13 protein-coding genes are annotated in these 21,285 nt (G+C 52.6%); 5 read left to right on the top strand and 8 right to left on the bottom strand.

All coding sequences use genetic code 11. From position 1 onward, the window contains the following. Positions 1 to 3: 3 nt before the first annotated feature. The 3 genes from AAGJ81_12335 to AAGJ81_12325 all read right to left on the bottom strand — a co-directional run bounded on the left by AAGJ81_12335 (position 4) and on the right by AAGJ81_12325 (position 6,132). Positions 4 to 810: a prepilin-type N-terminal cleavage/methylation domain-containing protein gene (locus tag AAGJ81_12335; protein MEM0966931.1), complete on the bottom strand. Its 807-nt coding sequence runs from the start codon at positions 808 to 810 to the stop codon at positions 4 to 6. Between the two features lie 394 nt (positions 811 to 1,204). Further along, a complete protein-coding gene (locus AAGJ81_12330; protein ID MEM0966930.1) occupies positions 1,205 to 1,990 on the bottom strand; it encodes a prepilin-type N-terminal cleavage/methylation domain-containing protein in 786 nt (261 codons plus the stop codon). A 383-nt stretch (positions 1,991 to 2,373) separates the two neighbouring features. Then, positions 2,374 to 6,132: a hydantoinase B/oxoprolinase family protein gene (locus AAGJ81_12325; GenBank protein ID MEM0966929.1), complete on the bottom strand. Its 3,759-nt coding sequence runs from the start codon at positions 6,130 to 6,132 to the stop codon at positions 2,374 to 2,376. 249 nt (positions 6,133 to 6,381) lie between these two features. On the opposite strand from AAGJ81_12325, the gene AAGJ81_12320 reads away from it, so the two are divergent. From AAGJ81_12320 to AAGJ81_12300, 5 genes are all read left to right on the top strand, one after another. Further along, positions 6,382 to 7,023, top strand: coding sequence for a ThuA domain-containing protein (locus AAGJ81_12320; GenBank protein ID MEM0966928.1), 642 nt, complete (start codon positions 6,382 to 6,384; stop codon positions 7,021 to 7,023). Positions 7,024 to 7,040: 17 nt separating this feature from the next. Further along, positions 7,041 to 8,153 (top strand): Gfo/Idh/MocA family oxidoreductase, encoded by a 1,113-nt coding sequence (locus tag AAGJ81_12315; protein MEM0966927.1) that lies wholly within the window; start codon positions 7,041 to 7,043, stop codon positions 8,151 to 8,153. Positions 8,154 to 8,239: 86 nt separating this feature from the next. Next, positions 8,240 to 9,178, top strand: a complete 939-nt coding sequence (locus tag AAGJ81_12310; GenBank protein ID MEM0966926.1) for a formylglycine-generating enzyme family protein — start codon at positions 8,240 to 8,242, stop codon at positions 9,176 to 9,178. Positions 9,179 to 9,328: 150 nt separating this feature from the next. After that, positions 9,329 to 9,664 carry a prepilin-type N-terminal cleavage/methylation domain-containing protein gene (locus tag AAGJ81_12305; GenBank protein MEM0966925.1) on the top strand — a complete coding sequence of 112 codons (336 nt, stop codon included), beginning with the start codon at positions 9,329 to 9,331 and terminating at the stop codon, positions 9,662 to 9,664. Between the two features lie 200 nt (positions 9,665 to 9,864). Continuing rightward, positions 9,865 to 10,764, top strand: a complete 900-nt coding sequence (locus AAGJ81_12300; GenBank protein ID MEM0966924.1) for an alpha/beta hydrolase — start codon at positions 9,865 to 9,867, stop codon at positions 10,762 to 10,764. A gap of 169 nt (positions 10,765 to 10,933) precedes the next feature. Here the strand turns inward: AAGJ81_12300 and AAGJ81_12295 are convergent, their stop codons facing one another. From AAGJ81_12295 to AAGJ81_12275, 5 genes are all read right to left on the bottom strand, one after another. Further along, positions 10,934 to 12,133 (bottom strand): glycoside hydrolase family 18 protein, encoded by a 1,200-nt coding sequence (locus AAGJ81_12295; GenBank protein MEM0966923.1) that lies wholly within the window; start codon positions 12,131 to 12,133, stop codon positions 10,934 to 10,936. A 7-nt stretch (positions 12,134 to 12,140) separates the two neighbouring features. Continuing rightward, positions 12,141 to 13,541, bottom strand: a complete 1,401-nt coding sequence (gene lpdA, locus AAGJ81_12290; GenBank protein ID MEM0966922.1) for a dihydrolipoyl dehydrogenase — start codon at positions 13,539 to 13,541, stop codon at positions 12,141 to 12,143. A gap of 312 nt (positions 13,542 to 13,853) precedes the next feature. Next, a complete protein-coding gene (locus AAGJ81_12285; GenBank protein ID MEM0966921.1) occupies positions 13,854 to 17,600 on the bottom strand; it encodes a lamin tail domain-containing protein in 3,747 nt (1,248 codons plus the stop codon). Further along, positions 17,569 to 18,333: a hypothetical protein gene (locus AAGJ81_12280; protein MEM0966920.1), complete on the bottom strand. Its 765-nt coding sequence runs from the start codon at positions 18,331 to 18,333 to the stop codon at positions 17,569 to 17,571. The genes AAGJ81_12285 and AAGJ81_12280 overlap by 32 nt, the downstream gene beginning before the upstream one ends. Beyond that, positions 18,323 to 21,238 (bottom strand): hypothetical protein, encoded by a 2,916-nt coding sequence (locus AAGJ81_12275; GenBank protein ID MEM0966919.1) that lies wholly within the window; start codon positions 21,236 to 21,238, stop codon positions 18,323 to 18,325. Before AAGJ81_12275 ends, AAGJ81_12280 begins: the two co-directional genes overlap by 11 nt. Positions 21,239 to 21,285 lie beyond the last annotated feature (47 nt).

The following is a 21,285-nucleotide window of genomic DNA, read 5'->3' as shown; positions in this document are numbered from 1 at the left end:
GTCTTAATTAAAACTGTTGAAATAATCGTCCAGATAGTCGCCGAGGCGGCGCAGACGATCACCTCCGGCCAGATCTTCGACACCGGTGATGGTGGCGAGACGAAGGGGGGCGCCGTCGACCGGCACCGCAAAGACAGCAATGAACCGTGAATAGTGGTCTGTCGGATTCGTCGCTCCCGACGGATATTGCACGGGGGCATCGACTAGACTCCGACCGACCAGAGTAGATTCCTGCCCAACCCCAAAAGCGACGTAGGCTTCAATGTCCGAAGCAGGTACTCCATTCAATACACTACCCGGAAGGCCAAGGCGGTCTTCGCCAGCGGCGGTGAGGGTGGCGACATCTTCGTCTGACCCCAGTTTATCGACCAAAGCAATCGTGAGCCCGTCAAACGTCTGGTTCACGGTAGGGTCGCTGAAATCATCGTGTTCATAGGCGGTCACGATCCCCGCCTCAACGAGGGCATTGACAATCGCCTCTTCGACCGTGCCCACTCCCGGAGAACTCAAGTCTTCCACCACGAGGTCAGTCGGGGCAACCGTGGCCGGGTTACTATCGATCAGACTGTCCCACTCATTGCCAAAGCTACCGGTCGAGCTTTTCTGCACTTCAACGGCTTTGGCGAGTTCGCGTACGTTACCCGCTCCTGTTGCTCCATGCGAACGCTGCTGCGAATCCGGAATGATCGGGATGACGATGCCTGCAACAGCGGTGATAATTGCAAGGACGACAAGAAGCTCAACTAGAGTTAGACCGCGACGGGAATAAACTGAGAACCTGCCCTTCTCCTTTTTGTTTAGAGTATTCATGGTTTCATCAAGAGGATATTTTAGTCTGGAAATTTTTTTTATGCTCTCACCTAGAGAAAAAAAGAGAGTTTTGAGAGCAGATTTGCGGCACCCCGGGTGCTGCTTGATTTCGACACTTACATACTTGTTTGTAACAACAAAAGAAGCCGCCAACAAAATTGCGGCAGCGATCAGATCCGTAGTAGGCCAACTGTCAAATTAGGTAATCTTGTGACTCGAACCCGTTAAAAAGTTCGTAAGGCTGATGGGAAGGCATGCATGCTCTGAGTGCCCTTCGCCTTTACAAGATGGTGACGAAAAACGTGTCATTTAGATCATCATCTACAGTGGGAAAGAAAGCGTGACGCTCCCAGTGAGCGGGAGCGCCACGCCTCAGGTTAATACCGTTTAGCGTTTAGCTCTCGTTTAACTCGGTCCAGTAGACACCGATGTGGTTGTCCCCTGTTTCAAACTCGGCTCCGGCGACGCCGTCAGTATTCCCGAGCGAGTAGCTGACTCGTTTGAACTCGGCCGACTCAAACGGGACAGCAGTGCCCGCTCCGTCGTCCTCAGCGAGTTGTAGAATAATTCCGAACCGGGAATGAACCTCATCAGGGAGAAATCCCGGAGTGTCACCAAAATGCACTGGTGGTTCGGGAGCAAGGGTGCCCAAAAGGGACCAGTCAGGGCCTATACCGAGCCAGACATAACGATCTCCAGCCCCGTTAGGCAGATAAATGCTCTCAGCCTGTGCAGGCGTCAAAGTAATAAGTGTCTGACCAGTGGCCAACGTACGCTGTGCGGCGCCGATGTTGAACGTAACACTGTAATCAGTAGCACCCTCATCATGATCAACTACTGTTGTAATGCCAACATCCGCAAGAGCCGCTACATCATCCGCAGTTAGGGTCAAAACTGCCTGCTCATTGACCCCTACACTAGTATCTCCAATATCGATTCCCGACTCAAAATCGGTTCCCAAGCTAGTGCTTTCGAAAAGGGCTCTTTGGACCATCTGATGCACTTCCGGGAAATTCGTCGCACAAGTCGCGACGTGGCTCCGAGCGAGGGCGTTGCTGATGGTTGGGACGAGAAGGCCGCCAACGGCGACAAGAATGACCAGAACCACAAGGAGCTCGATCAGGGTCAGACCCCTGCTTGACTTGGTCTGCAGGAGTGAGTGTTTTTTGTTTTTATTCATTTTTTAGGTTTTAGAACGCGATTCTCATTATTGAGACTTAGTCGCGAAAATGAAGAAAAACGCTACTGAGTCTAGTTTGCAACTTTATTTGGAAAAAAACTTTTTTGACGACTTTTTACAAAGCGAAGAACACTCTCACCCTGTATTCCTGCCTGATCGAATCCAACCAGAGTCTGGAAGGCCTACAGAATTGAACTCCTACTCCTTACCCGGAGGGTGGGGCTCCGTTCCCGCTGCGCTCTACTTCAATCAATACGCTTGCTGATCCGCATCATGGAGCGGGTAATCCACACAGCTCGCGGACGGGATGGAACCCGCCCCTCCCCCAAGACGCCTACACTTCTTCCAACAGGACGTTTGGGGGTCTCGGAAGACTCTCTTTCTCAAAATTCTGTCTCCTGGAGTCTATCTTCTGATCTCTCCTCAATCTCTCCCCATCCCCCACCTCCGGGAGTCTCCACTCGCAGGCGGCTGCCTCTAGGAACCGTCACAGTGGAGGCGAAGGGTAAGGTTTCTTCTGTACCATCGGGATGGATGAGGATTTGTTGGCCGGGCGAACCATTCAGGCCGCCATCGCTTCCCTTTGGTCCGAAGTCCCGTTGTTGCGTGAGGAGGGAAAGCTCTACCTCTTCTTCAAAAAGATACTCCCGAACGACTCCGCAACCGCCAGAATTCCTTCCCTGCCCTCCGGATCCGTTCCGTATCGAAAAATTCACTACCTTTACCGGGAACCGGTGTTCCAGAATCTCAGCATCGGTGATCGCGGTGTTGGTCATGTGCACTTGGACGGCGTCGGCTCCCGGTCCGCGTGCGGAGGCTCCCTCTCCTCCCGCCAGGGTTTCGTAATGGGAAAAGTTCCCGCTTCCGAAGATGACATTGTTCATGGTGGCCTGGCTATCGGCCTCAATCCCGAAAAGACGGATCAAGGCCTGCACTAACCGCTGACTGACTTCCACGTTTCCCGCAACAACGGGCGGCATCGCAGAAATGTCTTCACCGGAAAAGGTCGCAGAGAGTAGACATCCTTCTGGAACCGTGAGATCCACTGGAGCCAGAAGCCCCTCATTCAATGGAACCGGACGGTCAACGAGCAGACGGCAAACATACAGCACCGAGCTCAGCGATACAGCGAGCGGACACTGAAACGCTCCATTCCCCGCAGTCGTTCCATCGAAATCGATCTGCAGTCGGCCTTGGTCGTTGACCCGAAAACTACAGTGAATCTCCTCGCCTCCATCCAAATGGACAATTACCTCTTTTTCTTTAACCGGTAAGGCGGTGATTGTCTTTAGCATCCAACTGGAGGACTGCTCGAGAATGCGGGTTAGATACAACTGAATCTCCTCAATCCCAAAGCTCTGAATCATTCTTTCAACGAGGAACAATCCCTCGCGAACTGCTGCCACCTGGCTCGCCACATCGGCGAGGTTGGTTTCGAGAGCCCGTGAGCCAAGGATTCCGTCTCCTCCCTGCAACAGTTGCCGCAGCCGATCCCGATGGTCCTTGCTTTCTCGAAAGAGATGGAACGGAGGGATAACCACACCCTCCTCCCCTAGCGAGCGTGCATCCGCAGGCATCGAACCCGGCCGAATCCCCCCAATCTCGGCATGGTGGGCACGCACTGCCAGAAAAGCAACGAGGCCCCTCTCTTGGAAAAAAACCGGTGCCATTACAGTTACATCCGGCAGGTGCGAACCGCCGAAACCGGGATGGTTCGTAATCGCAATATCCCCCGGCTTCCAGTTGAGCACTTGAGACACGGATCGAACGCAAACTCCCATCGCACCCAGATGGACCGGGATGTGCGGTGCGTTGACGACCAATCGCCCTTCGGCATCCAGCAAAGCACAGGAAAAATCCAAGCGCTCCCGAATGTTCACGCTCAGCGCAGTCCGCCTCAGGACCTCTCCCATCGACTCGACGACTCCGCCGAAGCGGTTGCGGAACAATTCATGGCGAATCTCCGTCGATCCAAATCCTACCGGCTCCACGTGGGAGTCTTCAACCTGATCGAGAAGAATGGAACCTTTCTCCCCAACCATAAACTGCCAGCCTTTCTCAACCACCAGTGTCCCGAACTTCTGAGAGATAACACAGGGCCCTTGACCAAAACAACCCGACGCAAGATCATCCTCCGAGAGAAAGTCGCCCGCCTGTGTCTCTACCAGCTGTTCACGGGAGAACTCTTCCTTGGATTGCTCGACTTCTTCGCCCACGGCCCGAACCCTGATCGTAGCTACCTCAATCATAAGGTCCTCCTGCTGAAAACCGAAGATCCGCTCAAACTCACGCTGAAACGCAGCCTGCAAATCGACGCCCTTGGTCCACTCGCAACGAAGCGTCGCGTCCTGCCCAAGCCTCCGAAGAAACACCTCACGCTGCCAGACAATCGTCTCGACTGATCCCCCCTCCCACTCATCCAAGATCAGCTTCTCAATTTCCGCAAAACGGGCAGAAGCCTGATTCTCAAAATCCTTCACCAGCAATAGAACCGGTCGCCGTTCAATCCTTTCCGGACGAGCATCCGCCAGACCCTCGGCACTAAGAATTCCGGCACTACCCGGCTGCAGGATTTGTTTCATCCCAAGCATTTCAGCAAGGCTGCAGGCATGCAAACCGCCACCTCCGCCGAAAGATATTAGCGAAAACGAGCTAGGATCGAGGCCATCACGGATAGAGATCTTTCGCAGTGCACCTGCCATGGTTTCGTCCGCAATTCGAAGAAAACCTCGAAGAATATCTTCCTTTTCCTTTGTTGAAGCTTGTTTTTTGTTCGCCTGATTTAGGAGATGGACAAAGGCAATCGATGCCGCCTCAGAATGCAGCGGTATTCCAAATCGGGACGGATCCAGACGACCAAGGAGCAGGTGCACATCGGTCAAGGTGAGCGGCCCTCCCTGGCCATAGCAGGCTGGACCTGGATCAGCCCCTGCGCTTTCTGGCCCCACCGTAAAACCATGACCGTCAAACGCACAGATCGACCCACCTCCTGCGGCGACCGTTTCGATGCGTAACGCCTCTGAGTAAACCTTCGCTTGCCCCACAGACAGCTCACTCTGATAGACCAAGTTCCCGTCGTAGCGAGAGACGTCCGTACTGGTGCCTCCCATATCAAAGGCCAGAAACGAAGACACTCCCACCCTGTTTGCTGCCCCCACGGCACCAATCACTCCGCCGGCTGGACCACTCAACAGGGAATCGACCGCACGGTATCGATCACGGGAAAGGACCCCACCCCCACTCGTCATTACCTTGAGCTCGTTCACCCCTTCCACCTCCGCTATCGAATCCAGATAGCTGTCGAGAATCGGACCCAAATATCCCTCTACCACCGCAGTCTCCGTGCGTCGCAGGTAACCAGGTAATTGACTCAAAGAAGATGCAGTGACAACTTTCGCCCAGGGCAAATGGCGAAACTTCGATACCCATTCTTCCTCGATTTCAGACCCAAAGTATCCATTGCACAATGACAAAACGAGAACACGGTCTTCTCCAGCATACTTCTCCAGTTCTTCGAGAATTCCCTCTCCCGTTCCAAAAGCCTCCGAAGAGCCCTCTCGGTTTAGCCTCACCGGCAATCCCACCGTTTCGGCGAACAATCTTCTCCTTGATGGAATCGGGCGTTGAAACAAGTCTGGACGGGTTTGGTCTCCAATGCGGAGAAGGTCGGTAAAGCCCTCACTGGTCAGTAGAATAACCTTGGCCCCTTTTCCTTCGAGGAGGGCATTGGTTCCGCGAGTAGTCGCGATCCTCATTCGGATCGGCGGTAACGGTTGCGCAAGAGGCGTCTGAGTCACCAGATGCGCGCCGAGAAGCGGAGCCGGGAGTCCCGTGTCGATTTCCACGGTATCGGAATCAGGGTTGAGGCTTCCGTCGACTGTCAGCCTGTCCTCGACGAACTCTCGAACGATTCCGCCGCCGACCAACAGACTATTTCCAAGAAATCCATCTGGAAGACCCAACGAATCCACCCGCAACCGACCCTCACCCAGTCTCTGAACAACCCGCAAACGAAGCGTTCCAGAAGAAAGAACCTTCGCCTCCTTTCTCTCTCCCTCCGGACTGGTGGCAACAACATCAGTGAAGGTTCCGCCGGTATCGGCGGATATGTTCCAGTGGTTCTGTCTTTTGTCGTCAGTCACAGATGAAGAACCTTCGGCCATGCGAAGGATGAGGCCTCATTTCGATCTCAAATTTCAAATCTGCAATCTCAAATGATTCGGAGCTTGCGCCGAGTGTGCTTTCTTCGGGACCCGAGCCGGTTGAAACTCCAAAAGCATTTGGACTGATCTTGACCTGAACAACCTCACGTCAAAACTCCTCCCCATGCCAAAACCCAGCGTCCTTTTGACACAAGATCCCACCACCTACACCCAACTCTGCTAACTCAGATGGCGAAAACTGCACTACTTTTTTATGGTGGATGGGATGGTCACCAACCAAAAGCACTCGCGCAAAAGTTTAGAGAAGATCTCTCCCAAGCGAACGTTGAAGTGACACTGGTGGACTCGCTGGATTGTCTTGATGATTTGGACTTGCTGCAACAGTTCGACCTCATCATTCCCGGATGGACCATGGGAACACTTTCCGGGGATCGGGAGAAGAACCTATCTTCAGCCGTTCGCGCAGGCGTCGGACTCTCCGGTATCCACGGTACGATGGGAGATTCGTTCCGGGGTGCGATTGACTACGAATGGATGGTGGGTGGGCACTTCGTCGGCCATCCTCACGTGGGTCCCTACACCGTTCAGATCGAAGACCCGGAAGATCCTTTGACTCAGGGACTCCCTCAAGAGTTTTCCTATGATTCGGAACAGTATTACCTTCTGACCGATCCCGGGATTAAGGTCCTCCTCTCAACAACCTACAAATACGAGGGAAAGGAAATCAAGATGCCTGTTGCCTGGACAAAGAACTGGGGAGAAGGGCGCGTTTTCTATTCATCGCTAGGCCATTCAGTAGAGGAATTTGATGAAAACCCGGCCGTCTGGAAGATGGTCCTGAAAGGTTGTCTCTGGGCCGCGAGAAAGTAGCGAAAAGAGATAAGTAGATGACAAAACCCCATCCCAAGATCCGTGCCGGCCTAATCGGTTGTGGTGATATTGCACGTAATGCCTATCTCCCTTTTTTAAAGGACTACCGTGACCAAGTCGAAGTCACGACCTGCACCGATGTACGCCAACCGTTCGCAGAGGATTTAGCATCCGGTTTTGGGATTTCTACTGTCGCTCCAACGATTGAGGCCCTTCTGGAGGATCAGAGTATCGACCTGATCCTGAACCTTACCCATCCCGCAGCCCACGCCTCAATCAATTACAAAGCTCTCGAAGCCGGAAAGCACGCCTACTGTGAAAAACCGTTTGCCCTTACCCGTGAGGAAGGAAAAGCAGTTCTCGAGAAGGCGAAGGAAAAAGGTCTCAAAGTCGGTTGCGCCCCGGATACGGTTCTGGGCACCGGAACCCAATCGGCAAGACACCTAATCGAACAGGGAGAGATCGGAAAGGCATTGTTTGCCCGCTGCAACCTTCTTAGCGCAGGACATGAGCACTGGCACTCCAATCCCGATTTTTACTACCAAGAAGGGGGCGGTCCCCTTCTTGATATGGGTCCCTATTACCTGAGCACTCTCATCCAGTGTCTTGGGCCCATCCGATCCGTTCAAGGCCGTGCCATGAATGGATTCACAGAGCGGACGATCACAAGCGAACCCCTCAACGGTAAGACGATCCAGGTCAACACCCCAACCTACTATTCAGGAAGCCTCGAAACGGTCGGCGGCGTGTTAGTCGATTTGGAGTTTAGCTTTGACCACAAGTTCCGACCGGGTGATCCATCCTGTGTCGAGTTTCACGGGACGGAAGGCTCCCTAATAAGCCCTGATCCCAACGGTTTCGAAGGCGAAATCCTGATCAACCGCGAATATCCTCCAAAACCCTACACTGCTGCCCAGCAAAGCCATTCGTACTCCGGCGGCCGAGGCCTGGGCTTGCTCGATATGGTCCAAGCGATCACCGAGGACCGAGGACCCCGCGCTAGCGGAGCAATCGCCTACCATGTCTTGGACTGTATCCTTGCTTTCCATGATTCGGAAGAGAGCGGGACTCGGATTACCATTGATTCAAGCTGCGAACAGCCGATGCCGATGGCTGTAAATGGTCTCTAACGGCAAGTGGGAAGATCGTGAGCTCAGAGGATCCGCAACCAAAAGCTGGCTGCTGTACCCCGCCCACTGAGGCCGACAAAGCTAGCGTGACTTCAGGGAAAGACTCCTCCTTCAATCAAGCCCTCCGCACTCGCCCCGTCACCCGAGCGATCGCCGAGGATAACGAAGGTATGATTCGTATAAAAGGTGGTTCGTTTAAGATGGGAAGTGAAGACGAGGATGGGTGGCCGGCAGATGGGGAAGGCCCCATTCGCGAGGTAACGCTTTCGCCGTTTTTTGTCGACGCAACGACAGTCACCAACACTCAGTTTGCGGAGTTTATTCAGGCAACTAACTACCAAACGGAGGCCGAGAGATTCGGCTGGTCCTACGTGTTTTTGGTTCTCCTGCCGAAGTCCAAACAGCGCAAACTACGGGATTCACAAACTGTTCAAGGACTCAAATGGTGGTACGCTGTTGAAGACGCTTATTGGAGAAAACCCGAAGGGCCCGGATCCAATATTTTGAAGCGAATGGATCATCCCGTCGTCCATGTCTCCTGGCACGATACCCAAGCTTACTGTGAATGGGCTAACAAACGGCTCCTCACCGAGGCGGAGTGGGAATTTGCCGCCCGCGGTGGAGTCGAGCAGTCGAGGTATCCCTGGGGCAATGAGTTGACCCCAAAAGGAAAACACCACTGCAACATTTGGCAGGGCACCTTCCCGACCAAGAATACTGCTTTGGACGGCTACGTCGGGACTGCACCCGCACGCTCCTTCCGACCCAACGGGTTCGGTCTCTATAACGTCTGTGGCAACGTCTGGGAATGGTGCCGCGATTGGTTCAGTCCTTCCTGGCATTTGCAGAACACGCGCACGAATCCCGAAGGTCCTGAAACCGGAGACCAACGTTCAATGCGTGGCGGCTCGTTCCTCTGTCACGACTCCTACTGTAACCGATACCGTCTTGGAGCGAGAACAGGAAACACGCCTGACAGCTCAACCTCAAATTGCGGATTCCGATGCGCCCGAGATGTAAGCTAGAGCCAGACGAGCCCGATCACTGCTCACATAGAGTTCTAAATAGCAAAGGACGGGATTGAGATTGCCTTACGGACAAGAAGCTGTCGCACTTCTCGGATAGAGACGGCTTCGTCTCGCTCAATCGCCAAGTAATCCAAATAGGAACGTTATATGAATAAGCCCAAGAAAGGTTTCACACTTGTTGAGATCATGATCGTGGTCGTCATCATCGCCCTACTCGCTACAATGGCTATCCCAGCCTTCCAAAAGATTCAGGAAAACTCGGAGCGGAACACCATCATGAACAACTTGGAAATGATTGCCTCCAATGGTCAGCGATACCTGCTTGAGAATGGTGTCACCAGCGTTGATTACTCAGCTCTTGTGGGCACTTACTTCCCGGAGATCCAACCAGTTGCAGGTGAAGACTACACTAATCTCACTGTTTCGGTAGATGGAACCCTTACGGTTTCGACCGACTCTGGAGAGATCTCCTACACCTACTAGTTGATCCCCCCTTATTTTCAGCCGCTCTTCCTTTGGGAGAGCGGCTTTTTTTTGGCCGATTTACGGTATCTTCTCATAGATACCGTACGGCACAGTTATGCCTGCGCTATCCTACAATAGTTCACCAAAGGGCACTCAATACGAATATCCTCGATAAGAATATCTGAGCAGACAATCCTCGGGCTTGATACTACGTTCTCATGAGTGGCGCCATCGTTCCCTTAGAAACCCGCACTTTCGCTCGAGAAGGACGCCCCTCTACTCAAATCAACGGGTATTTTTACGGAGATCCGAAAGGAGAGCCACTCGTCTACTGCCATGGATGGCCGGGCTCTGGGAAGCAAGCCGCACTCGCAGATGCAGCCGCTAAAAAATTCGGTTATCATATTCTTTCTCTGGATCGGCCGGGAATCGGATTATCTACCTTCGAAAAAAATCGCACCATCACAGACTGGCCTCCGTTGATCAGTGATGTTCTCGATTCTCTTGGTTGGAACGAATTTCACTTGCTCGCTGTTTCCGGTGGATGCCCCTATGCACTGGCGACAGCTGCTGCACATCCAGAGCGGATAAGGAGTGTCACCATCTGCTGTGGTGCTGCCCTACCTGAATTCGTGCTCGATCCAGAGACGGCCTACCCAATCTACAAAGGCCTCGAATTAATTTACCGAAAGACGCCGTGGATTCTTAGGTTTGGTCTTCATCTAGCCAGATTTTATTTTGCAATCATTCCACCGAATTTTCTCTTTCTCCCGCTCTATCCGTTTATCGCGAAGTCAGATCGGCACTCCCTCAAATCAAAGTCGAATCGCATCCCAATGGCGCAAAGCGTAAAAATGGCGTTTCGACAACATCCTCGGGGAGTTCTGCACGATGCTACCCGTTACGTTGAGCCTTGGGGTTTTTCACTGACATCGATCGAGACAAAGGTTTGTTTTTGGCACGGCACCGATGATCACAATATCCCTATCCGTGCAGCCCAAAAAACAGCCTCACAAATTCCAGAATCCTGCTTCAAGGAACTCTCAGGCGAAGGGCATTACAGTCTTCCCCTGAACCATCTGGAGCAGATCGTCGAAGGAATCCGAGAGTCCTCATAGAAAGGAACCGCGACAGCGGTTTTTACGTAAAAGGTGGGGCGCAGGCTCAGTTCGGCAGGCTCACCACGAGGCCGGCAAGCCGGGCATTTCGTAAATAGAACCCCGTTTCAATGTAAACCACCGCGGCTTGTCCCGCGTACGCGGGACTGCGCATTACCTTTCGCCTTGGTTACCTTTCCAACACTTCCGACACCGCCCGGACCAACGGCAAATCGTCTCCATCCTTATCGAGCGACCAAATCATAACTCCCCTTAATTGATCTATCCGGACCAATTCAGCCTTTTCCTGAGCAGAGCGGATCGACTCGAAACTGATCACCGTTTTCGAAGTCGGGCAGACCCAGTAAGAGGCCCTTGCTTGCTCGTCCCATCGAAGGGACCATTCGCCGTCATTCATCGGTGGATACAAAACTGCAGAATGGAGGAAGCGGAAGTCGTTCCAAGAACCTTTCCGAGTGCTCTCATTCATTCGGGTAAAAGGGACCCCAATCCACTGATTACCATTGGGCCTGACGTCCTCAAAACGAACTCCGGCCAAACCAAGACCAAGTACTACTTTCTCTTTCGGCACGCCCAATTCTTGCAACGCTGCAATCGCACCATTTACCCCAATCTGTCTGTAATCAGGTTCACCGGGTGCGTTCAAAGGGGCTACATGGGCCGTACGCGGTGACCATGGGCCAGCAAAGTCGTAGGCCATCACATGGAACCAGTCCACATACCCAGACAGCTCCTCGAGGTCGTAGCGTCTGGATAAAGAGTCGTAGGTCGCCGAAACTGCGATGGTCAGGAGAACGGGTTGCCCTCGCTCAGCTCCCAAAGTCTCCAGATCTTTCCGTAGGATTGCTGCGAGCCGCACGAAATTCTCTACATCCTCGGGTCGAACCACTGTTTCCTCCGGACCTCCTTCAACTGGATATTCCCAATCGATATCCACTCCATCCAGTCCATGCCTATCGATAAACCGCGTCACCACGCTCGAAAACTCCCGTCGGTTCTGATCGGTTGACGCGATCTCAGTAAAGGCCTCTGAGAGACCCCATCCACCCAAGGAAACCATTCGCTTTGCCGAAGAGCCCTCACCTGCTAATTCCAGAAACTGTGCAAACGTGCTCGTCGCCGCGCCTTCTGGAAGACCGTTTCCCTCAAAGTCCAGAAGCAATTCCACCCTCCCTGTCTCCCGGTTCAAAGACGGCTTCACAAAAGCGTAGAGCAGATGAGTAATCCCCGCATCCGCAGGTTTAACGTTTGAAATGGAAGAAATACCCCACGAAGGCAGGTAGGCAGCCAATACCTTCTTCCTCTCTACTGCCGAGGCCGAAACGAGCAACCCAATTGAACCAAGAAGGATGCTCAGAGCCCGAAACATCCAGTGTCTACATCGAGTGAAGTGCGCGACCGTCTACGGCAAGGGCGGCTTCCTTGAAAGCCTCTGAAAGAGTCGGGTGTGCGTGAACCGTTCGAGCGATATCTTCTGCGCTTCCCCCATACTCCATGTGGGTGACAGCGGCTGCAATCAACTCAGAGGCATTTCGTGCCACCATCTGCACACCGACTACACGATCAGTCTTTGCATCCGCATGCACGATCACGACGCCATCTGTTGCATCGGTAGCAAGTGCTCTTCCGTTCGCCGCCAAAGGAAACTTGCCGGTCTTAATCGCGATCCCCTTCTCTGCCGCTTCCTCGGCGGTCAATCCCACCGAAGCGATCTCGGGATCCGTGTAGATCACATTGGGAATCACACCGTAATTCACATGACCAGAATGGCCCGCTAGGTTCTCCGCAAGGGCGACTCCCTCTTCTTCGGCCTTGTGCGCCAACATGGGTCCTTTGATCACGTCGCCTATCGCATAAATTCCGTCAATTCCGGTCGCAAAGTGGTCGTCTACTTTCACCCGTCCGCGCTCGTCCATTTCGATACCCACCGCCTCCAGATTCAAGCCATCTGTCATTGCGGCGCGTCCGACCGAAACGAGGATCTTATCGGCCAGAAACTCCACTTTACCTTTTGGCCCTTCGGCCTCCAAAACCACTTTGCCGTCATCAGACTCATGGAAGCCTGTGACCTTGGTGGATTTATGGAACTTCAGACCCTGTTTCTTGAAAATTCGCTCCGCTAACTTACTGACCTCCTCGTCAAAGGTGGGTGCGATTTTGGGGAGAAACTCGACCACTTCGACTTCCGCTCCCATCCGCTGCCAGACCGAACCCATTTCCAAACCGATCGCACCGCCCCCAACGACAATCAATCTTTCCGGAACTTCCGTAAGCGCAATGGCCTCGTCACTGCTAATAATCCGTTCGCCATCAAAAGGCAGAAACGGGAGCTCAACCGTTTTTGAACCTGTTGCAATGACCACATTGGCGCCCTCGATTACGGCCTCTGTTTCTCCAGAAACCGCAATCTTATTCGGCGAAACAAAAGATCCCGTCCCTTGAAAAATTTCAATCTTCCGGGCGCGGACCAGTTGTTTCACCCCACCAACCAGTTTTCCGACGACGGAGTCCTTGTTCTTCATCAACGCAGCGAGATCCAATTCAATCGATCCCCCAATTCCATGCTTACTTCCATGGTCACGGGCAGCGGTGAGTACCTCGGTAGAATGAAGGAGAGCCTTGCTAGGGATACAACCGACATTCAGGCAGGTGCCGCCCAGCTCCGGACGCTTGTCGACCAGGGCCACCTTCATCCCCAGTTGAGCAGCGCGAAGAGCACAAACATAGCCCCCGGGTCCAGCCCCTAGAACGATCAGGTCAAACGACGATTCAGCCATGCCCTACCGCAAGTGGAAAGCGCCTCTGGGTCAATCCTGCGAGTGAAGGAAAGTCTCACAAGGTAGCGCGAAGCGTGTCGCAAGCCGCGTTGTCTGGACTAGAAACGGAGATTTATACCACTGGAACACCCGTTCAAAGACACCTGTCGAACTTAGCGACTCAAAGTAGCACACAACATCCCGCAAGCCGGGCGTTCCATGAACCTGAACCCGCTACATCCATCACCACCTCCCCGAAACAGAGTTTCGAGGCTACGTGGCCTCGCTTCTCAGAAGCGGGAGGAGGCGAACAAACTCAAATAAGCACGCCTTTTACTCTACGTCCTCTACCACTTGCAGCTGGATAAACGGCTTTGCGTCAGGATCGGAAATCGGTGTCGACTGGACGTAGTGGTGGGTAAAGGTCCCATCTCCATTGTTAGTTGGACCGACGTAGTCGAAACTGATTGCCGCAAAAGCGTCGGTTATCCCGAGGTCATCGCTCCCGATCAGACTGATGACGACGCTTTCGGCTTCCCCGTCACGAGGACTAGTGAATCGAATTCCGAGATAATCGGTCCCTGGGAAGGTGTAGGAGTCAGGCCCATCCAGATCGTATAACCCCGCTTCGAAGGCGAACCGAGTGGGCTCGTTCGGATTGCTGTTCAAAAGGTACTCCAGAAGAACCACCAGACCATCATTATCCCCGGAATCATCGTTAAAGTCCGCTGAGGTCAGGCCATACAAATTCAGAAACGCCTGTAGCGGATCGCTTAAATCAGGTAGCAAACGCACCACGATATTATCGATAAACCAAATCCTCGATCCGCTGACTGTACCATCAGAAGTGTAGAGGAACGACAAATAGACACTCGACTCGCCTTCCAAAATCTCTGGGAGTTCGACCTGAGCCGAGAAGCTCGTGAAAGTATCCGCAGGGTTGCTCAAGTCTTCCTCAAACGTGAAAGGAATCAGGGTCCAGGTATCCCCACCTGCGGTAGGAGCCCCAGTTCCTGAGTAGTCCGTTGAGTAGAACAGACCCAATGTCGGCCCCGTTTGAGACTCCCCGTAGTCAAATTCAATGACCACATTGGAAGCGGAGGTGAAATCAAACTCTGGAGAGACGAGGTAGTGCGCTTGGTTGACAAGAACATCAAAACCGTCCGCGACCATCTCTCCTTCCTCGACCCGCCACTCACCGCCTAAGTCAGCCCCTAAGAGACTCTGATTTACCCAACCCGGAGTCCCCTCAAAGTCCTCACTGTTGATCAACCCATCGAAGGCATCGGTTGCCACTGAAACAAATACCCCGGCCGAATAGTCAGTCCCGCTGTTGGAGTAGAGAGCATAGAAGTAGTTCGTTGATGCGGTAAGACCCGTATGTTGCACCGGCGATGTAGTCCCGACCGACAAAACTGTTCCGCCCGCGAAGGAGTCACCCACGGTAGGAGTCGCACCGGTCGGTGCAGTGAATGACTGAGTGGTGCTAAAGATCAGCACTACATCGTTCCCATCGGAAGGTGTGAAAGAAATATTGATAGCACTGGCTCCTTGTGCCTGCGCTACCGCGTTGGTTGGTGGAGTAAGGATCGTTTCCGGATGAACCCCCGGAGTCGCATTAGCTACATTAGCACCTAAAATCGCCCACTCAGACGCTTCAAAGGTCGTCCTTCCCGTGGTCACCGTATTCAACCGAACCGCTCTGGAGTCTTCAAATTCCCACGATTCACCCGAACCGTCCGTCCCGGGCTGCCCATAAACGTCAACTAAAATCCCTGTCACTGCGTCGCCACCGAAACGAAGTTCGTAGTTGTCATCACCGTTGGCATTGATGTTCCCGGTTGCGTTCGGCGGAGTTCCATAAGCACCCTCGAACGAACCCTGACCAATGACATAAGTCCCATTCGCGGGAATTGTTCCAGTTAATGCGATCGTAGCCCCGGGTGTCGCGTTGGCATTGAAGTAGAGCAACAGATTCCAATTCCCTACGGTTAAATCGATAGGGCTACTTGTCGGGTTGTAGATTTCAACGAAGCGTGCGCTTGGATCGTCACCTGGATCTGCCACCTCTGAGATGAAGAGATTGGGAATCGGCGTATCATTGTCTTGGATAGTAACAGTGGCCTGAGAAGCGCTACCGATGACCGCTGATCCTGTTGTCTGCAGATTCACAAGTGCAAAAACAGCCGTTTCCGTCGGCTCTTCGTCACCATCATCCGTAATGGTTACCGTAACGGTTTGGGTGGCTCCTGACGCGGCACTACTAGGAAAAACGACCGTCTGCGTCGTGTAGGAATCAATGTCTGCGAGAATTCCAGTGCTGGATCCAGAGACAAAGGCAACGTCGACCGAGACTTCGGTTCCATCTGGATCCAGTAATTGCAAAGTAAGGTCAACCGTTCCAACGTCTTCACCTTCGACGAAGGAAGTAGAGGTAAACGAAACCGTTGGTGGTGGATTACCAAGTGCGCTGCTTCCCAGAAATTCATCATCTCCGGGACTGGCAGAATTCACAGTAGCCAAAGTGACCTCTCCCCAAACAGAGGGAAAGCTAGTTACGTTGGATCCAGCGACTAAATCATAACCTGGACTCGTCGTAAGCCGGACAAAGCTCTTATCTTGACCTTCACCGTCACCCTCGTTCGCTTCGTCTGTAAAGCTTATCGCATCGATAATCGTCCCGGGGGCTTGAGAAGCTCCAGCGAACAAGACAACGGAATCATCTCCATTGAAAAACGTAGCTTCGACATCTCCGCCACTACTCCCGGGAATCGCAGCGTCACTTGGAGAGATTGGGCTACTCGCTGCTCCATTAGCAACCACAATAGTCGATCCGGCTGCTAGGGTGATTCCGTCAAGCGGAGTTACGCGGGTGGTGACTGAAGCACCGGTCTTCCAATCCTCTGTCGAGGCATTGGACCATGCAGTCAAAATCAGGCCATCCAAAGCAATTGGTAACGCAGAGACGTTGGTCAGTTCAAGATACTTATTGTTGCCCGTCCCTTCGTAATATTGTGTTATCAAAAGGTCTCCAGTCGGGAGATTGCCGGTCTCCGCACTTGTAGTGGGTGGCGATCCATCCGTCTTGTAATCGGTATCAACACCCAGGTTACTGTATGGGAGAATACGGAAGAAGTATTCCGTAGACTCATCGAGTTCTTCAAAGAATAAAGACTGGACCCCCTGAAGAACGACAGCCTGACCCGCTCCGTCACTCAAATCGAGGTCCTCAACAGGCGAGGTGCCGTCAGTTACTGGTGAGAAGGAATTGGTCTCAGAGATTTGGATCACGTATCCCGCAGCGTCTGCAGAATCGACCCAAACCAATTGAATCGAATTAAACTGGACCGCTGAATCAAAAGAGGTCGGGTGAGCTGATGGCTCAGGATTAACTCCGGTCGTAGTGGCTGTGATCTCCAACAAGGGTGCTCCAGAAACCCCCGCCCCAGCAAATGTCGCGATTGTTGAATCCGAATTCAGTGAACCTATGAGAAGATTGAATGGCTCACCTGCATTAATCGCCGCAATTAGTTCTGCCTCGAAAACACTTAGATCGAGAGAGATGTCAACAGTCGTCCCACCACCGTTATTCCCGCTAAACGCGTAATTTCCAGTCCCAACAACTACTGGCGCGTCGGTAAAATCTGAGGCGTTGATTCCATAGGTAGAATTCGAGTCGAAAAGCAAACTGCTGTAACCACCAAGGTCTGTCGACGAGTCCGTCGTAAACAAAATCGAGAACGGGCCTGTAGCCGAAAAGAACTGATCCGAGACAGTAAGCGTCAATACTGCAGAAGAAATATCGGCCACTTCCAAATCGCCAAAATTAGTTTGAGATAATAAAAACCCAGCCAGGCTGTACTCATCGAAATTCGAATTATTGTTTTGCGCAAAGAACAGGGATGTTCCGTTGATACCATCGTCTTCGATCGTGGCAGACACGACGGCCTCCGAAGTTATTTGAGCGCTACAAACACTGGCAAAGAGAGAGGTCGTAATTAGGAAGGTCAGGTATTTTTTCACGTGTCGTTCATTCGTTTCAGTTAAATCATGCTCCACGGTCACTGTCAGGAGCAACATCACCCATGTACTCTGTCAACCGTTGGGTTCGGATTCGCATGCTGTTGGGTGAAGCGGGTGGTCGAAGAATCATCAGGGTTCGGCGATCTGGAAAGAAGCGGATCCGATTTACAAGGACCCGATGGATCTGATCACCGTCTCGAATCACGAGGGCTATGGGAGCCGGACTGTCAAAAAAGCTTGATACATCGGTAGGCTTCGAAGCTCCTGGCTCCAAAATCACCCTTTCTCCTCCAAGAACTCCATAAAAAGTAGCGCCTGTTGAGTTGAAAAACACAACTGAGTCTTCTGGAAATGTGTAATTCGAATCGACCATGAACTGTATTCGGTATGGCCCCATCCGGGACGCATCGGGGGTCAGACTAAAAAACAGGATCAAGTCGTCGCGTGTGGGTTTTAGCGAAATCTCACCGACCGATCGAAAAAACTCTTCCCCCTCCGGGTCGACCAGCCGGCGAAAAACACGAAATGGAGCAGGTCCGGAGTACGAATATCCAAGTGTCCTTTCGTGAGGATTAAACACCAACTCTTCTACTCCATCCGTTGGGTCACCATTTGGCGCGTAAAGGACACCTTTCCATTCGGCAGATTCGAGAGGGAAAACAGAGAAATCAAAATTCAATGACAGTGGGTCTTCAGCATCCGTCTGCAGACCAGCCTCCTGAGCTTTCGCCGAACCAACAGCAGCTACGAAGCACAGCAAAAGTGCAGCAAGAAATCTTCTAGCCTTCATCGATCCAATCGAATTTCAAAAGACGAAAACTCCGGGAGTCCAAGAGACTATTTGTCGGATCCGCAACATCGCTGCCATCGAGCTTGTCCGGAACCCTCTGCAAGATCGCTTCACACAAAGAAAACGAGACAACGTCACCTGATCGCGGATCAATCGATTGCCCATAGGCCCTTACGCGAAAAGTATCTGATCGCACGGTCGCAAATGGCGCCACCCTCGAAATAACGTCCGACTGGTCAAGGTATACGTTCGACTTCTCCATCATGAGAATCGGATCATTCACAACGTCCGCCGTTGAACCCGACCGACTCCCAACATCAGCGATCGCGTCTGAAATGATGCCGGAATTCACGAAATCAGCGACGCTAAAGAACGGCTCTGCCCTATCCTCAATTGACTCAACGATAGAAGCGGCAAGGTCATCGATTTGATCATCCGCCAACACCCTGATTCCTTGCTGGAAGAGCCGCTCAGGTTTTTGGATCTCATCTTCGGTAAGGTAAAAATCACCCAGTTCTGCCTGATAAGACGGCAATCGGAAAAAAACTCCGTCACGGTAAACATCCTGACGCCCTCTCCGGTTCTCGTCCAAGCCTTGGGGGGTCTCCGCCGGAGCCGCTAATACCGCCCTCCAAGCCTCAAAAGAGGTTGAATTGATATTGAATGCTCCATCGACCATCTCATTTACTGCGTCGTCTTCGTCGGGAGTCACAGAAACGTTAGAGTCGATCGACCGGAGCCATGGGTTTGCGATGACCGCTCCACCAGAAGAGTCCACCAACTTCGGAGATAGAAAGTACCGATCGAAAGCTTCGTTGAGAACGCCACCCCACGAGTTTCCTATGGAGCGTGGAGCCCGGCGGTATATGGGCAACGATGCCAGCTGCCCAATGGAAACAGCATCACCATCAGGAACGTCGTACAGAACCATATTGCGATAGCCAAACTCATGAGACCTCTCGAATGAGTTACCGAGAGTAGCTAGTGTCCCGTCGGTTATTTGATCCAACAGGCTGAAGAGGTTACTGTCGTCCGTGACGATGAAGGAGGGATCAGGGCTAAGAGGCGCAATGAGATCGCTTTTTGTCCGTGTAGATCCTTCGAGATCTTTGTAGGTTTCGATGCCCCGGAAGTCAGGATCCCGCAGATCCACTGCGGACTGAAGATCTCTCATTGAGAGAACGTCTGATTCGTCGCTGTAGATTCGAAAGTGATAGGCAAAAATGTAGTCGGACTGCTCGTAACTTCCACTCGTATCTCGGGAAAAGGGGTTTGTACCAGTCCTAAACTTCTTGACGACTTCAAAGTCATCGAACGGGATATTTTCGAATACAGCCACCTCGCCATTCCCAGTTCCGAAAGGATCGACAGTCACCGTAACACCCCCATCCGGATGCGTTGCCGTTATCCGGATATCCGCATCATCGTTCGGGCGGGACTCCTGTGATTCAGACCACCGAACGTCGTCAAAATCTTTTGCAATCCCGCGTGCCTGCGTTTCAGGATTCGGTTCCATCACCCGGTACACCTCACCAGGCAACAATTCAGGCTGCCCTAAGGACGTCGGGGTCGGGGAAATTTCCATCCAAGACGTCAACGGACCTCTTTCGTTTGTGTTAAATGTTAGTAGGTCGTCAAAATTGTCGTTTAAGTCTGGAACCTGCCATCCTGGATCAACATTCAGGTTCTCCGCAACAATATCGACTTCGGGCAATCCGGTGAACTTAAGGATCACGCCACGGGTCAGATTCCCCGAGTCTGGAGCAAAACGTAAAGGAAATGAATAAGGGTTCCAGAACTCCCCTTCAACGTGGTACCGAACCCTTATTTTTGCATCACTCCACGTGTGAAACAAACCTATATATAGCACTGCTTCACTGAGGATAGGCCTCGGGCTGAAAAACGGCTTACCCGCGTAAGACCTGCGATCCGGGATTCCAGAACCCACACTCAGAAACCCGTTCTTCGGCCCAAGAAAAGACGTTAAGTCGCCATTGGCCAAAAAGTTATCCCGGTATGCTGTATCGTAGAGATTTTTTTTTAATCCGCCGTCCAGCGTATTCTCCAGAATGCCAAATGAAACCCCAGACACATCTCTCCGGACGTTACTCAATGAGCCGTTATCCGCAAACTCATTTCCGCTACTATCGGATATGAAGGAGAGCTCCTCATCCACGTCGATGAGTCGATTCAGCCTACGAGCCAGATCGTCGTCATCGGCATCCACATCGACTCCGTCGAACAGCGAGGTTAAGCTCACGCCAAAGGGAGCTGCAAACTCTATCCTGCTTCGAACGTCCTCGAACTCAGAATTGTCCGTCCCGTAGACAGACGTTCCCCTGCGCCCACCGGAAAGCGATGCACCTGATGCTTCTCCACCAGCCCACCAGGCCCAGCGGCCCAAAATGCTTCCACCACTTCGAATCTCTTCCAACGGAGCCTGCGTGCCCAAACTACCGGGATCGGTCGGTGGAAGAATTTCGACAGACCCGTTGGAGAAAGCACCTTGAGGTTGTGGCGAAGTGCCGGAAACCAACCACTCTGGGTCCGCACCGGGGCTACTCGCATCCCAAACTCCCGTCCAGAGGCCGCGATCAGCAGCGAAGTTCCCAGCCCCAAGGATTTCTGCTCTAGCTGTAGCACGACGATCTTCTCCTGCAACCTCCTGAAGGCCACCAATTGCTGCCGCCAAGCTAAGTTTCGCGTTCTCTCGGGACAAGACTAGCCACTTCTCGTCGCTGTTTGAGGCGATCGCTACTCTCAACTGGCTCGCCAGTAAAACGACAGCCAGCACAATTACAGCCATCAGACTTAGACTGATGATCAGAGCAAACCCCGACGAGTCTTCATCTTTCTGGAGAAGACCCTCCCCGTAAGTCTTCCGGTTTTTCTTGAACACGCTCACCCTTTTTATCCACCAAAAACGAACTGCGTGCAAGTAGCCAATAAACT

The sequence above is a fragment of the Verrucomicrobiota bacterium genome, from assembly GCA_038744685.1.
Taxonomy (GTDB): Bacteria; Verrucomicrobiota; Verrucomicrobiia; order Opitutales; family Puniceicoccaceae; genus Puniceicoccus.
The sequence above is the reverse complement of the archived record's forward strand: the minus strand, read 5'-3'. Positions and strand labels throughout refer to the sequence as shown.